Annotated in this window: 15 protein-coding genes; 9 read left to right on the top strand and 6 right to left on the bottom strand. The window is 58.2% G+C overall.

Translation table 11 applies throughout. The features are described from left to right. Window positions 1–48: 48 nt before the first annotated feature. Window positions 49–552 carry a YfcE family phosphodiesterase gene (locus H9X81_RS08515; protein WP_204721274.1) on the bottom strand — a complete coding sequence of 168 codons (504 nt, stop codon included), beginning with the start codon at window positions 550–552 and terminating at the stop codon, window positions 49–51. Between the two features lie 78 nt (window positions 553–630). Between H9X81_RS08515 and H9X81_RS08510 the strand changes: the two genes are divergently transcribed. From H9X81_RS08510 to H9X81_RS08495, 4 genes are all read left to right on the top strand, one after another. Beyond that, entirely contained in the window at window positions 631–873 is a 243-nt protein-coding gene (locus H9X81_RS08510; protein WP_177503255.1) for a hypothetical protein, read from the top strand. Window positions 874–878: 5 nt separating this feature from the next. Beyond that, window positions 879–1,178, top strand: coding sequence for a hypothetical protein (locus H9X81_RS08505; protein ID WP_204721272.1), 300 nt, complete (start codon window positions 879–881; stop codon window positions 1,176–1,178). A 2-nt stretch (window positions 1,179–1,180) separates the two neighbouring features. Next, window positions 1,181–1,390, top strand: coding sequence for a hypothetical protein (locus H9X81_RS08500; protein WP_204721270.1), 210 nt, complete (start codon window positions 1,181–1,183; stop codon window positions 1,388–1,390). Between the two features lie 151 nt (window positions 1,391–1,541). After that, the gene (locus H9X81_RS08495; protein ID WP_204721268.1) at window positions 1,542–1,865 is read left to right on the top strand and encodes a DUF1904 family protein; all 324 of its coding nucleotides are present in this window, start codon (window positions 1,542–1,544) and stop codon (window positions 1,863–1,865) included. A 288-nt stretch (window positions 1,866–2,153) separates the two neighbouring features. On the opposite strand, the gene ymfI is transcribed toward H9X81_RS08495, so the two are convergent. The 4 genes from ymfI to H9X81_RS08475 all read right to left on the bottom strand — a co-directional run bounded on the left by ymfI (window position 2,154) and on the right by H9X81_RS08475 (window position 5,573). Further along, window positions 2,154–2,891: an elongation factor P 5-aminopentanone reductase gene (gene ymfI, locus H9X81_RS08490; protein ID WP_177503263.1), complete on the bottom strand. Its 738-nt coding sequence runs from the start codon at window positions 2,889–2,891 to the stop codon at window positions 2,154–2,156. A 12-nt stretch (window positions 2,892–2,903) separates the two neighbouring features. Further along, the gene (locus H9X81_RS08485; RefSeq protein WP_204721266.1) at window positions 2,904–3,563 is read right to left on the bottom strand and encodes a potassium channel family protein; all 660 of its coding nucleotides are present in this window, start codon (window positions 3,561–3,563) and stop codon (window positions 2,904–2,906) included. A gap of 18 nt (window positions 3,564–3,581) precedes the next feature. Beyond that, window positions 3,582–4,208, bottom strand: a complete 627-nt coding sequence (locus tag H9X81_RS08480) for a potassium channel family protein (RefSeq protein ID WP_204721264.1) — start codon at window positions 4,206–4,208, stop codon at window positions 3,582–3,584. Between the two features lie 150 nt (window positions 4,209–4,358). Further along, on the bottom strand, window positions 4,359–5,573 hold the full coding sequence (locus tag H9X81_RS08475; protein ID WP_191393101.1) for a PucR family transcriptional regulator: 1,215 nt from the start codon (window positions 5,571–5,573) through the stop codon (window positions 4,359–4,361). Window positions 5,574–5,797: 224 nt separating this feature from the next. Between H9X81_RS08475 and H9X81_RS08470 the strand changes: the two genes are divergently transcribed. From H9X81_RS08470 to H9X81_RS08455, 4 genes are all read left to right on the top strand, one after another. Then, complete coding sequence (locus H9X81_RS08470; RefSeq protein ID WP_177503272.1) at window positions 5,798–6,544, top strand: SDR family NAD(P)-dependent oxidoreductase; 747 nt, start codon at window positions 5,798–5,800, stop codon at window positions 6,542–6,544. 24 nt (window positions 6,545–6,568) lie between these two features. Continuing rightward, window positions 6,569–7,492: a 2-keto-3-deoxygluconate permease gene (locus tag H9X81_RS08465; protein ID WP_177503274.1), complete on the top strand. Its 924-nt coding sequence runs from the start codon at window positions 6,569–6,571 to the stop codon at window positions 7,490–7,492. Between the two features lie 363 nt (window positions 7,493–7,855). Continuing rightward, window positions 7,856–8,677, top strand: a complete 822-nt coding sequence (locus tag H9X81_RS08460; RefSeq protein WP_204721262.1) for a zinc dependent phospholipase C family protein — start codon at window positions 7,856–7,858, stop codon at window positions 8,675–8,677. Beyond that, window positions 8,674–9,912, top strand: a complete 1,239-nt coding sequence (locus H9X81_RS08455) for an MFS transporter (RefSeq protein ID WP_191393099.1) — start codon at window positions 8,674–8,676, stop codon at window positions 9,910–9,912. Before H9X81_RS08460 ends, H9X81_RS08455 begins: the two co-directional genes overlap by 4 nt. A gap of 77 nt (window positions 9,913–9,989) precedes the next feature. Here H9X81_RS08455 and ppdK read toward each other — a convergent pair whose 3' ends face one another. Beyond that, window positions 9,990–12,623, bottom strand: coding sequence for a pyruvate, phosphate dikinase (gene ppdK, locus H9X81_RS08450; protein WP_345941537.1), 2,634 nt, complete (start codon window positions 12,621–12,623; stop codon window positions 9,990–9,992). Between the two features lie 468 nt (window positions 12,624–13,091). On the opposite strand from ppdK, the gene H9X81_RS08445 reads away from it, so the two are divergent. Continuing rightward, on the top strand, window positions 13,092–14,255 hold the full coding sequence (locus H9X81_RS08445; RefSeq protein WP_204721258.1) for a M20 metallopeptidase family protein: 1,164 nt from the start codon (window positions 13,092–13,094) through the stop codon (window positions 14,253–14,255). The last annotated feature ends 12 nt before the right edge of the window (window positions 14,256–14,267 follow it).

Here is a 14,267-nt window from a genome sequence, read left to right as displayed (position 1 = left end):
CGGAGGGTCTGGACTCTCCGGGTGGTTTTTTGTTTGGGGGATGGGGCGTCAGGACTTCCACCAGGTGGGCTTCATGCGGCGGGTGATGCGGTGCTCTGCCTGACAGAGCCGGGCATCGGCTACCTTGCCGTCCTGGAGTTCGATCTCGGCATAGAGCCGGTCGCCCATACAGCTGCCGGGATTGCAGAACAGTACGCCTTCCTCCTCGGACAGCGCCGGCAGATGGGTGTGCCCGTAGAGCACCAGCTGGACATCCAGTTCCAGCGCCCGGCGGCGCAGGGGCAGCAGCGAGGACTTGACGCTGTATCCATGCCCATGGGTGAGCAGAATCCGCACGCCGCCCAGTTCCAGCAGGCGTTCGGTTTCACCGGTTTCGCCCCGGTCGCAGTTGCCCAGCACGGCAATGAGCCGCTTGTCCAGCAGATCGGCGGCACTTTCGGCGTCCCGGATGCCGTCGCCGCAGAACAGATAGCAGTCTGCTTCCGATTCGGTGAGTATGCGGATGGCGTTTTCCAGATTGCCATGGCAGTCGCTGAATACGGTGAGTTTCATAAAACATAACCTCCTGAGTGGGCCGGGGATATTTTCCCGGGCCGGGGCATAGAGTGGATACGAAAGGGCGTGAGTGTGATGAATCCTACCACAGAAAGACCGGACCGGGAACTCCTTGCCAAAGCGGCAGCCCAGGCGGGACTGGACCCGGACCGGGTCCTGGAACAGCTTGACCGGGGTGCCTTTGACCAGGCGCTCCGGAAGCTCAACCCCCATGGAAGCGAGATGATCGCCGAAGTGCTGCAGTCCCCGGATGCCATGGCACAGCTGCTCCGGCAGCCCGGGCCCCAGGCGCTGCTGCGGGATCTCTGCCGGAGGTGAATGCCATGGCACTGGGAAATCTTCTGGATACAGCCGAGGGTCGGGCCGAACTGCGGGAGCTGATCTCAGCGGTGCGGCAGGAAGACCCGGACGGGGAAGCTGCCCGGTACCGCCGGCTGCGGCAGGCATTGCGGGAGCTGCTGGCTTCCCAGGCGCCGGAACTGCGATTGCTGGAAGCGGCGGCAGCGGTGCTCCCGGCGGAGAAGCAGAACCGTCTGGCAGATGCCCGGGCCATCTGGGCGCTGGGGAATCTGCTGGATCTCATGCGGGAGCTGGAGCTCCTGCCCGATGAGGGGGAGGAATGAGCATGAATACCTGGCAGCCCACGGGATTTTCCGCCGGGGAGTTTGCCCGGATGCAGCAGGATGCCGAGCGCCGGGTGGAGGAGATGCGCCGCCGGGCCCGGCAGAGCACCGGGGAACCGGAACACACCTACTCCGCGCCGGTGCAGACCATCCAGCCGGGGGAGGGGATCACCCTGCCTCTGGCGGCGGCGCTGGCCTGGCTTTTGCGGTAGTGGGGTTTATGGTTTCAATATAGCATACCGGTGGGGATCTGACAAGAGCAGCCAAGGCTTGTACTGTCCCGGGCAGCTGTGATACAATACAGATGCAGATCCCCCGGCTGGCTGAAAAGCCGGGGATTGGAACGACAAAGGAGGACTTATCATGCCGCAGATCACCATCAAAGGACTTACTGACAAGCAGATGCGTGCCATCAGCACTCCGCTGATCCCCAAGCTCGCCGAGGCCATAGGCTGCCCGGAGGATTGGCTGATCCTGGAGCTGGCACACAGCAGTTTCTATGCCGGAGGGGAACAGGTGCTCGGTTTCCCCATTGTGGAGGTGTCCTGGTTCGACCGCACCGATGAGGTGCGGGAGCGTGTGGCAGAGATCCTCCGGGATACCGTCATGGGCGAGGGTTACCCGCTGGTACAGGTGATCTTCACCACCCTCTATCAGGAGCGGTTCTACGAATACGAGCAGGAGTAAATCCAAAGTGCCGGTCAGATGAATGACCGGTGCTTTTATACTATAAAGATAATTTTGCTTATAATATACGGAAAGTATCGGAAATGTCTGTATTTTCTCTGCCCGAAAAGCCGGACCGGCTGGGGCGGGAGGCTCTCGTTCTGTTCATTCCTGTCCCTCCCTGTTCTGTCTGAATTTCATAAAGCGCCGTTTGCACTCTGAATATATACGATCTGTAAAATAGCATGCTGATATAACAAAATCCTCCCTGCCCGGCGGAACCGGAGGGGAGGATTTTTCAGCTTATAGTCAGATCACCAGTCCGCCGTTGGGGCTGAGCACCTGTCCGGTGGTGAAGGCACTGTCCTCCAGTGCCAGGAAGGCGATGGCCTTGGCGATCTCTTCCGGTGTGCCCATCCGTCCCAGAGGGGTTTCCTCCCGGAGCAGAGCCACTGCTTCCTCGTCCAGGTTGTCGTTCATGCGGGTGGCAATGGCGCCGGGGGCAATGCAGTTGACCCGGATGCCGCTGGGGCCCACTTCCTTGGCAAGCGCCTTGGTCAGGCCGATGACACCGGCTTTGACAGCGGAATAGTGCACCTCACAGGAGGCGCCGCAGATGCCCCACATGGAGGACACATTCACAATGCTGCCCGCCTTCTGGCGGATCATATAGGGCAGGGCTGCCCGGCAGCAGTAAAAGACGCCCGAGAGGTTCACGCCCACCATGGCGTTCCAGTCCTCATTGGTGATGTCGGTAAAGAGCTTCTGCTGGGCAATACCGGCGTTGTTGATGAGGATATCCACACCGCCCCACACCGACTCGATCTGCCGGAACATGGCGTCCACCTGATCGGGCTGGCTGAGGTCTGCCTTGACTGCCATGGTGCTCATGCCCATTTCGGACAGGGCCCGGGCAAACTGCAGTCCCTCGGCAAAGGAGTGGTTGCAGCCGATTGCCACCTGATAGCCCATGGCGGCAAAGAGTTCCGCAGTGCTGCGTCCGATGCCGGTGGCAGCGCCGGTGACCAGAACGGTTTTATTCTTCACAGAGGGAACCTCCTATTCAATGCGCAGGGCATGGAGCAGCTGATGCAGGTACTCGTTGCGGCAGATGACAATCAGCTTATCGCCCGAAAAGATCTGGGTATTGCCTCGGGGAATGATGAGGCTGTCCCCACGGGTGATGGATACGATAACACATTCATTGGGAAGGTTGAAGTCCATCAGGCTGGTGCCGTTGCGGGAATAATTCTTGGGGATCTCCACCTCACTGATGGTGGCTTCGCCCCGGTTGATCGAGAGCAGACGCTTGATGGTTGCCACATCGATCTCCCGTTCGATGAGCCGGGCAATGCTGTCGGTGCTGGATACGGGAATATCAACGCCCAGACGCTTCATCACCTTGAGGTTCTTGGGGTTGTTGACCCGGGCTACGGTGCGTTCCACACCATAGCGCTTCTTTGCCAGCTGACAGGCGATCAGGTTGACCTGATCCTGCCCGGTAACGCTGACAAAGGCATCGCAATGTTCCACGCCGGCGCTTTCCAGGGCTCCCAGGGTGGTGCCGTCGCCGTTGATGACCGGAATATCCAGATTGTTGGCGATCTTCCGGCAGATCTCCTTATCGGTTTCAATTACAAAGGGCTTGTGACCATGTTCCAGCAGGGTTTCTGCCAGATAATAGCCTACTTTACCGCCGCCCACTACAATAACATTCATCTCGATTGATCCTCCTCATCAGCCGATGGAACGGGCCAGTACCAGGACATCGCCTTCACCGATGACAGTCTGCATGCCTTCGCCGCGAAGCCGCAGCTTGCCGCTCTGGGACAGAACACCGATCAGGGCAGTACCCTTGGGCAGTTCAATGGCTTCGGCAAATTCACCCAGATACCGGCGGTCGATCTCCATCTGTTCAAAGGAGATCCGGGTGCTGCCGAAATAAACTTCTTCGGTATGTTTGCGGCGGTCATCCAGTGCGGCTACCACCGAAGCAACCGTGAGGTTGGTAGGACAGATGGTACTCAGGCCGAAGCTACTGAATACCTCTTCCCGCCGGGGATCGGATACCCGGGAGATTACCTTGGGCACGCCGAAGATATCCCGGGCCAGCTGAGCGACCATCAGGTTGGTATTGTCGTCCCGGGTGACCGCGATTACAACATCACAGCCTTCGATACCGGCATGACGCAGCACATCCTGGTCAATGGGAACTCCCACCGTAAACATGCCGGTGAAGGAGTCAGAAAGTTCCGCAGCAGTTTCGGGGTTGCGGTCCACAACAGATACCTGATTGCCCATGTGATCCAGTACATTGGCAAGCTGGGAACCGGTATCGCCGCAGCCGACGATCAAAATATTCATAATAACCCTCCTGGGGCAGCATCTGTGTGATATACAAAGTAACAATCTCAAAAAAATTACAGGCTGCCTGTATACTCATTATACACAAATCCGGGCCGCCGTCAAACCCCAAAATGGCGGGAAACAACGCAATTTTTTGTTTCATGGGGGTTAATCCTGGAGCAGCCGGATCATCTGGCAGGAGAGCAGGATCTGATGGGCGGTGGAAAAGCTGTCCAGGTCCAGTCCGAACAGCTCCCGGATGCGGGCAATGCGGTAGTTGACCGTGTTGCGGTGGACATGCAGATAGGCCGCGGTGGACTTCACACTGCGGTTGGCTTTGAGATAGGCCAGCAGGGTGGTGATATAGTCGGTGTGCTGGGCGGCGTCATACTGATAGATCTCATAGACCTGCCGGGAACAGTAGTGGATCAGCTCACTGCGGGGGATCTGCTGGAGAATATCATAGACCTTGACCTCATCATAGAACGTATAGGCCAGGGACTGGTCGATGAGATACTTGCGGTAGCGGGCGGCACTGAGCGCCTGATCCCGGTAGGTGGAGAAGTAGTAGAGATCACCGATGGCATCGCTGATGCCGCAGAGGAGCTTCTGGGAGCGGAGGTAGCTGTCCAGGTTCCGGAGCATGGCCGGGGCACGTTCCGGCAGGAAGAGCCGGTCGGAGGCCAGGATCACCAGCACCTGGTCGCTGACCATCATGGTGCTGCCCGGGAGCAGTTCCAGCAGATCCCGCTTGAAGGTATCCTCATCGGCGTTATAGGAGAGGAAATCCCCCAGTTCGATGCACAGCACCCGGTACTGGGCCGAGGGATCGAAGCCGCTCAGACGCATCCGGTCGATGAAATGGCCCCGGTTCACAAAGCTGCCGTGGAGCAGTTCCAGCAGGAAGTCCTCGTCCCGGGCCTTGCGGGAGAAGTCCTGCCCCTTGAGCCGGGCATAGACCTCCTTGGCAATGAGCTGGGCCACAAAATGGTACTCCTCCTCGCTGACCGCATCGAAATGCCCGTCCAGCTCGGTGACATTGAGATAGCCCAGCAGCTGGGAATGGATGGTGAGCTTGTAGAACCGCCGGCGCCGGTCGTTGATGGCAACGGTGATGCACTCATACCGGGTGCCGTGGTCCTTGTGCTTGTCCCAGCCTGCCAGGGTCGCCACAAATTCCAGGGTGATATATCCCCGCTCCACAGCGTGCAGCCAGGTTTCATCCGGCGGGGTGAGGGAGGCGGAATGGGCGATGATATTGCTGGTGGTGGAGATGACCACCAGGGGGCTTCCCAGGTAATGGGCAGCCCGGTCGGTGATCCGGTCCAGCTCCTCTCCATCCAGCGCGGCCTGGATCAGTTCCCATTTGAGCTGTTCATCCATAGCGGTTCCTCCTTGTGCTGTCAGCCTAAAATCAGCTTCACTTTTTAGGCTATGATACCATATTTTTTCGATGCCTGCAATGCTATAATCTTAAGCAGAAGATTGATAGTTAATTGTTTGTCAATCGAAAACCCGCTCTTTGCCGGCAGGGCGGTACCCCAACAAAATAAAGAAAGTGATCCCTTCCGAAGAATGGAAGGGAACGAATACAGGAGGCATTTATCATGTTTGACTTCACAGGAAAAACAGTTCTGGTTACAGGCGGTGCTCAGGGCATCGGTAAGGAAGTTGTCCGCGGCGTTGTAAACGGCGGCGGTCATGCTGTAATCCTCGACCTCAATGAGGAAAAGGCCAAGGCCACAGCTGAAGAGCTGGGCAACTGCTCGGTTTACAAGATCGATCTGGGCGACAAGGACAACATCCGTGCCGTTATGGCAAAGGTTCTGGGCGACTTCGAGCGTGTGGATGTCCTCATCAACTGCGGCGGCGTTGTATCCACTGTTCCCTTCCAGGAAGTAACCGATGCTGAGTGGGACCGCACCCTGCGCATCAACCTCACCGGTACCTTCACCACCTGCTCCGCTATCTATCCCTACTTCATCGAGAAGAAGGGCGGCCGGATCGTCAATGTATCGTCGGTAGCCGGTAAGATCGGCGGCGGTCTGCTGGGTACAGCTGCCTATGCCACTTCCAAGGCCGGTGTCAACGGTCTGACCAAGGCCATCGCCAAGGAAGGCGGCAAGTACGGCATCTCCTGCAACGCTGTATGCCCGTCCTTCACTGTAACTCCCATGACCAAGGCTCTGTCTGACGACGCTGAAAAGAGCGCCAAGGTAATCGGCATGATCCCCCTGGGCCGTGCTGCTGACCCGAGCGAGCCTGCTCAGATGATCCTGTTCTTCGCTTCCGATGCTGCCAGCTTTGTAAACGGCGAGATCGGCGACTGCGACGGCGGTATCGTTCTGGACTAACACATAAGGGAGAGTTTTACGGTTATGAGCAAACTGAAAATGAAGCGTTTCCCCGGTGATACCATCGTTGTTCCGATGCTCATCGGCGTGGTGCTCAATTCCTTCGTACCGCAGGTGCTGCAGATCGGCGGCTTCTTCACCGGTATGGTTACCGGCACCAGCGCGCTGGTTGGTGTATTCCTGCTCTTCATGGGCGCTACCATCGATATTAAAAGTACCCCCAAGGCCATCAAGATCGGTGCTGTCATCATCGGCACCAAGGTTGCCATGTCGGTAATCCTGGGCCTGGGTGTGGCCTTCCTCTTCGGCGATAACTTCCTGGGCCTTTCCTCGCTGGCAATCATCAGTGCGGTATCGGTTGCCAACAACGCCCTCTATTCGGGCATTGTATCCCAGTATGACGATGACGCCGTCAAGGGCGCCGTTGCCATCACTTCGCTGAGTGTCGGCCCCACCGTCACCATGATCGCCCTGAGCTCTGCCGGTCTTGCCAGCATCTCCATCTGGTCGATCATCGGCTCCATCCTGCCCCTGATCCTCGGCATTATCCTGGGTAATGTTTCCCCGTGGTTCAAGCAGACCCTCTCTGCCGGTGTTACTCCGTCCATCATCGTGGTCGGCTTTGCACTGGGCTGCGGAATGTCCATCCAGCAGCTGTTCCAGGGCGGTCTGTCCGGTATCCTGCTGGGTCTGATCACCGTCTTTGTAGTGGGCGGCGTGACCATCCTCATGGATAAGATCACCGGAGGCAACGGCGTAGCTGGCGCGGCAATCTCCAGCACCGCCGCCAGCGGTGTATCCAACCCCGGCGCTCTGGCTGCTGTGGACCCCTCCTATGCAGCTGTGGCTCCCATTGCCACCGCGCAGGTAGCCGCTTCGGTTATTATCACTTCCTTCCTGACCCCCATGCTCGCCAACTTTGTGGCAAAGCGTTCGGGCAAGAAGTAAAAATCCCGGCAGAAGCAGTTCGGGATACCTTTCTCCGAACCCCTTGTGCTGACAGCATGAAAGCCCGCCTTAAAAAGGCGGGCTTTTTTGTTTCTGTTTACACACAATTTACGCTGTGCAGGTGACGGAGCAGGCCCAAAAATGATATAATAACCAAGGACTGGCTATGATCCGTTTTATAGCTGGACAATGATACAATTCCGCTGAGGTTTTCCCGGCATCACAGCCGGAGAGCCGTCATGGCGCACAGACAGCTGCCAAAGTGTTTCCGGTGGGAGGCGATTGGTGTGCTGCCCCACGGTACCATGACCCCAGGGAATTATTCCCGGGCGGCAGCTGCCGTCGGAAAGGAGAAATTTCACTTTGCCATCTACATACGCACACTTTTGTCTGGGACGGGAAACCGCCCGGCTGCTTACGCCGGAGCCGCTGGAGGCCATTACACGCTATCCCCAGCTCTATTCCATCGGTCTGCACGGCCCGGATCTGTTCTTTTACTATAAACCCCTCTCGAAAAATCCGGTGAGCCGGCTGGGCCATGAATTCCATGACCGTCCGGGCCGGGATTTTTTTGAGCGGGCCGCCCGGGTGCTGCAGATGCATCCGGACAGCCTGGCACACCGGGCCTATGTATACGGGTTCCTCTGCCATTTCGCGCTGGATACCCTCAGCCATGACTATGTGGCGGAAAAGGAGGCGGCAAGCGGCCTGAGCCATGCCCGGATCGAATCGGAGCTGGAGCGGGCGCTCATGCTCCGGGACGGGCTGGACCCGGCAAGCCACCGCCCCACCGGACATCTGGTGCCGTCGGAGGAGAATGCCGCCGTGATCGCTGATTTCTTCCCGGAAGTCACACAGGAACAGGTGTTGGATTCCCTCCGGGGCATGGTCTTTTATCTGGATCTGCTGGTGGCGCCTTCGGCCCTGAAACGCTGGGTGATCTTTACCGCCCTGCGCCTGGCAGGTCAGTTTGAGAAGCTGGGCGGGCTGGTGGTCGGCCCTGACCCGGACCCCCGGTGCGAGGACAGCAATGCGGAACTGCTCCGGCGGTTCGATCGGGCAGCGGAACTGGCAGCCCGGCTCATCGGGGACTTTGACCGGGTGGTGGAGAGCGGTCAGGCAGAGGACCCCATCTATGGGCGCACCTTTGATCCCAAGCCGGAACAGGAGGCAGCAAACGCATGAACAAACTGAAACTCACCCCGGCGGAGCGCAGCTGGGTTCTCTACGATGTGGGCAATTCCGCATTTACCCTGCTCATTGCCACCATCATTCCCATCTACTTCAACTTCCTGGCGGAGGAGGCCGGGCTTTCCAATGTGCAGTACCTGGCCTACTGGGGCTATGCGGCATCGGCTGCCACCCTGCTGGTGGCAGTGCTGGGACCGGTGTTCGGTACCCTCGCTGATACCCAGGGCTACAAAAAGCCCATCTTCCTGCTGTTTCTGGGCGTGGGACTGATTGGCTGCATCGCCCTGGGCTTTGCCGCCCACTGGCTCTGGTTCCTTCTGATCTTCGTGGTGGCCCGGGTGGGCTATTCCGGCAGCCTGATCTTCTACGATTCCATGCTCTCGGACATCACCGATGCCGACCGCATGGACCATGTGTCCTCCCAGGGCTATGCCTGGGGCTATATCGGCAGCTGCATTCCCTTTGCCGGATGCCTGGCTCTGGTACTGGGGGCCGGTGCGCTGGGGCTTTCCATGGTCACTGCCATGGGGCTCTCCTTCGGCATCACCGCCCTGTGGTGGCTGGGCTTTACCCTGCCGCTGCTCCGCCGGTATGAGCAGAAACACTTCGTTGAGCGTCAGCCCCATGCCATCCGGGAGAGCTTTGCCCGGCTGGGCCGGACTCTTGCCAGCGTGCGGCAGGAGAAGAAAATCTTCCTCTTCCTGCTGGCCTTCTTCTTCTACATCGACGGCGTCTATACCATCATCGACATGGCTACCGCCTATGGCGAAGCCCTGGGACTGGACAGCACCGGCCTGCTGCTGGCGCTGCTGCTCACCCAGGTGGTGGCGTTCCCCTTCGCCATCCTGTTCGGACGGCTGGCCCGGAAGTTTTCGGGCGATCAGCTGATTCCTCTGTGTATCCTGGCCTACTTCGGTATCGCCGTCTTTGCCATGTTCCTGCGCACTCAGGCGCAGTTCTGGATGCTGGCGGTGCTGGTGGGCATGTTCCAGGGCGGCATCCAGGCGCTGTCCCGGTCCTACTTTGCCCGGATCATTCCCTCCAGCCAGTCGGGTGAGTACTTCGGCCTGCTGGACATCTGCGGCAAGGGTGCCTCCTTCATGGGCACCACGGTGGTGAGCGTGGTCTCCCAGATCACCGGCAATATCAGCCTGGGTGTGGGCATGATTGCCCTGCTCTTCCTGGTGGGGCTGATCCTCTTCCGCCAGGCGTCCAGAATTCCGTCCTGACCGGGTTTTTCCGGAACGCAAAAAATCCCCGTGCGTACTGCACGGGGATTTTTATTATGCCTTATCGGGGAGATGCCTTAGTCCCGGGGGAACTTGATGGCAGCCTGTGCCGCAGCCAGACGGGCAATCGGCACACGGTAGGGCGAGCAGGATACATAGTTGAGTCCAACCTTGTGGCAGAACTCTACCGAAGCGGGATCGCCGCCATGCTCACCACAGATGCCCAGCTTGAGGTTCGGCTTCACCGAGCGGCCCAGTTCAGTGGCACGCTCAATGAGCTGGCCTACGCCCCGGAGATCCAGGGTAGCAAAGGGATCGAAGTCAAAGATCTTCTTGTCATAGTAGCTGCCCAGGTAGGAAGCAGCATCGTCACGGCTCAGGCCGAAGGTCATCTGGGTCAGGTCGTTGGTACCGAAGGAGTAGAAGTCAGCCTCGGTGGCGATCTCATCAGCCAGCAGAGCGGCACGGGGAGTTTCCACCATGGTGCCGATCATGTACTTCAGGTCGCTGTCGTGAGCCTTGAGAACAGCCTCGGCAGCAGCTACGATGATGCCCTTGATATACTTGAGCTCCTTGAGGTCGGTGATGAGCGGAACCATGATCTCAGGTACAAACCGCCAGTCCTTATGAGCCTCAGTTACAGTGATGGCAGCCTCGATAATGGCCTCGGTCTGCATCTTGGCGATCTCCGGATAGGAAACAGCCAGACGGCAGCCACGGTGACCCATCATCGGGTTGACCTCATGCAGCTCTACAATGGCCTTTTCCAGAGCAGCGGGAGTGGTCTCCAGCTCTGCAGCCAGAGCTTCCAGGTTCTCGCCCTCCTTGGGCAGGAACTCATGCAGCGGCGGGTCGATGAGACGGATGGTCACAGGCTGGCCCTGCATGGCCTCGAATACCTTGATGAAGTCCTCACGCTGCATCACATGCATCTTATCCACAGCCTTCTGGCGCTGGGTCTGGGTCTTGGCAAGGATCATCTCCCGGACAGCCTTGATCTTCTGCTCATCGAAGAACATGTGCTCGGTACGCACCAGACCGATGCCCTCCGCGCCGAACTTGTAAGCCTGAGCGGCATCGGCAGGGGTTTCAGCATTGGCACGGACCTGCAGCTTGCGGAACTTGTCGGCCCAGCCCATCAGACGGCTGTAATCACCGCTGAGACCAGCGCCCACAGTGGAGATTTTGCCCAGGTAAACACGACCGGTGGAGCCATCCAGAGAGATGTAATCGCCCTCGTTGACGATGAGGCCGTCCACCTCGAAGCAGTGCTCGCCTTCCCGGATGGTGATGTCACCGCAGGAGGAGATGCAGCAGATACCCATGCCGCGGGCTACAACCGCCGCATGGCTGGTCATACCGCCGCGGACGGTGAGGATACCTTCGGAGATGTGCATGCCTTCGATGTCCTCAGGAGAGGTTTCCAGGCGCACCAGGATTACCTTCTTGCCTTCCGCTACCCATTCCTTGGCAGTTTCGGCGTCAAAGACTACCTGACCGCAGGCAGCACCGGGAGAAGCCGGCAGAGCAGTAGCCAGGATCTTGGCACGCTTGAGCTCGGCGGGATTGAACTGATCGTGGAGGAAGGCATCCAGCTGAGAGGGGTCAACCAGCAGGACAGCCTGTTCCTCAGTAATAAGGCCTTCGTCTACCAGATCGCAGGCGATCTTCATAGCGGCCTGGGCAGTGCGCTTACCATTGCGGGTCTGGAGCATGAACAGCTTGCCGCGCTCAATGGTGAACTCCATATCCTGCATATCCTTGTAGTGCCGCTCCAGACGGGTGGCAATCTCCAGGAACTGATCGTAAACCTCAGGCATGAGCTGCTTGAGCTCATCAATGCTCTGGGGAGTACGGATACCGGCTACAACATCTTCGCCCTGGGCATTGACCAGGAACTCGCCGAAGAACTTCTTCTCGCCGGTGGCGGGGTTGCGGGTGAAGGCAACACCGGTACCGCAGTCGTTGCCCATATTGCCGAATACCATCATCTGCACGGTAACAGCAGTACCCCAGGACGAGGGAATGCCGTTCTGACGGCGGTAGTAGATGGCACGGGGGTTATCCCAGGAGCGGAATACTGCCTTGACGCTCTCCATGAGCTGTACCTTGGGCTCGGTGGGGAAGTCACGACCGATGTGGCCCTTGTAGAGCGCCTTGAACTGCTCTACCAGCTGCTTCATATCATCAGCGTCCAGCTCGGTATCCTGCTTGACGCCCTTCTTCTGCTTCATCAGGTCGATGGCACGCTCGAAGTATTCCTTGGGAACTTCTGCCACGACATCGGCAAACATCTGAATAAATCTGCGGTATGTATCATAGGCAAACCGGGGGTTCTGGGTGAGCTTGGCAATGCCTTCCACCACTTCATCGTTGAGGCCCAGGTTGAGGATAGTGTCCATCATGCCGGGCATCGAGGCTCTGGCGCCGGAACGGACCGAAACCAGAAGCGGATTTTCCTTATCGCCGAGTTTCTTGCCCGCAAGTGCTTCCAGCTTGGAAACAAATTCGAAGATCTCCGCTTCGATCTCGGGGGCGATGGTCTTGCCGTCTTCATAATACCGGGTGCAGGCTTCGGTGGTCACGGTGAAGCCGTGGGGAACGGGCATGCCCAGGCTGGTCATTTCCGCCAGATTGGCGCCCTTGCCGCCGAGCAGTTCCCGCATCGAGCCATTGCCCTCTGAAAACAGATAAACATACTTCTTACTCACGATGTTTGACCTCTCCTTCATGAAATACCGAATACCACCGGAAAAGTGGTATCCTTCTTTTGTTCGGGTTGTGTGCGCATGCTGTCGGATTCCGGCAGCATGCTTTGTCAAATGTTCAATCAACTATATTATACCAGTTGGATTTTCGTTTTACTATATGAATTCACTAAATGACTGTTTATTCTAATCATTTACCAAGGATTTTGACAAATTTGTCACCTGTTTGGCGCTTTTATACAAGGCTTCCATCAGAGATTTGCGATTTTGCAGGAAAAAATGCATTTATACCGCTCCTGCTCCTGCATCCGGCTGGGAAAATCCATGTAAAATCGGCGTAAAGAGCCAGTTTTGCATATAAGCAAGTGTTTAGAAACAAGCTGTCAGAAACAGGCATTGACTTTACCGATGCAAAGCGGTATGATAGGTCTGAGATCCCACAGAAAACAGACCGCAGGAGGAGAGAAAACCATGACCATAGCAGAACTGGCTGCCAAGTATGAGCAGTATGTGATCGATATGCGCCGGGAGTTCCATGAGAACCCGGAACTTTCGCACCATGAGGAACGCACTGTCCGCCGCATCCGGGAGGAGCTGGACAAGCTGGGCATTCCCAACATCACCGTGGGCCACAACAATGTGATCGGCACCCTGGAGGGCGGCAAGCCCGGCAAGAAGATCGCCATCCGTGCGGACATCGATGCCCTGCCGGTGGCAGAGGCCAACGAGGTCCCCTACAAGAGCAAGGTGGAGGGCGTCATGCACGCCTGCGGACACGACGGTCATGCTGCCATGCTGTTGGGTACTGCCCATGTGCTCAGTGAGATCCGGGATCAGCTCTGCGGCACTGTCTACCTCTGCTTCCAGGTGGCGGAGGAGATCGGCGCGGGCGCGGATGAGATCGTTGCCTACCTGGGGAGCATCGGCGGCGTGGATCAGGCCATCGGCACCCATCTGGCGGGCGGCGATCCCGCAGGCGTCATCAACCTGCCCGACGGCCCCATGATGGCAGGCGCTCTGGGCTTTGAGATCACCGTCAAGGGCGTGGGCGGTCACGGCTCCCGTCCCGACCGTGCTGTGGACCCGGTCAAGCCCGCCTGTGACATTGTGCTGAAGATCGCCATGATCCCGGCCCAGTACCATAACCCCTTCGATACCTGTGTGGTCAGCCCCTGCCAGATCACAGCCGGCAACAAGAACAACATCATTCCCGAAACCGCCTTCATCGCCGGCAATATCCGCTTCTTCAAGTATGGCGACGGCGATAAGATCTTTGCCAAGATCAAGGAAGTGGCGGAGAATACCGCCCGTGCCTATGGCACCGAAGCGATGGTCACCTCCCAGGTGATGTCCCCGCTGCCGGTCATCAACGATCCGGCCTGTGCCGCACGGGGCCGGGAGATCGCCCAGCAGGTGGGCCTGACCCTGGCAGAGCCCCGGGACCCCACAGCCGGCTCGGACAACTTCGCCGAGTTCCTGGCTGCCTTCCCGGGCTTCTACTGTGATACCGGTGCCTTCTGCACCCGTCCGGGCGCCTCGGGCAACCACCACAACCCCAACTTTGACCTGGACGAAACTGCCTTTAAGAAGGTAGTGGAGTTCTTTGCCACCTATACCGCCGATTTCCTCAAATAAGACGGCACTGAG

It is taken from the genome of Hydrogenoanaerobacterium saccharovorans (genome assembly GCF_016901815.1).
Classification (GTDB): Bacteria; Bacillota; Clostridia; order Oscillospirales; family Ruminococcaceae; genus Avimicrobium; species Avimicrobium caecorum.
Note: the sequence above shows the minus strand (reverse complement) of the source record. Positions and strands in the feature narration are given on the sequence as shown.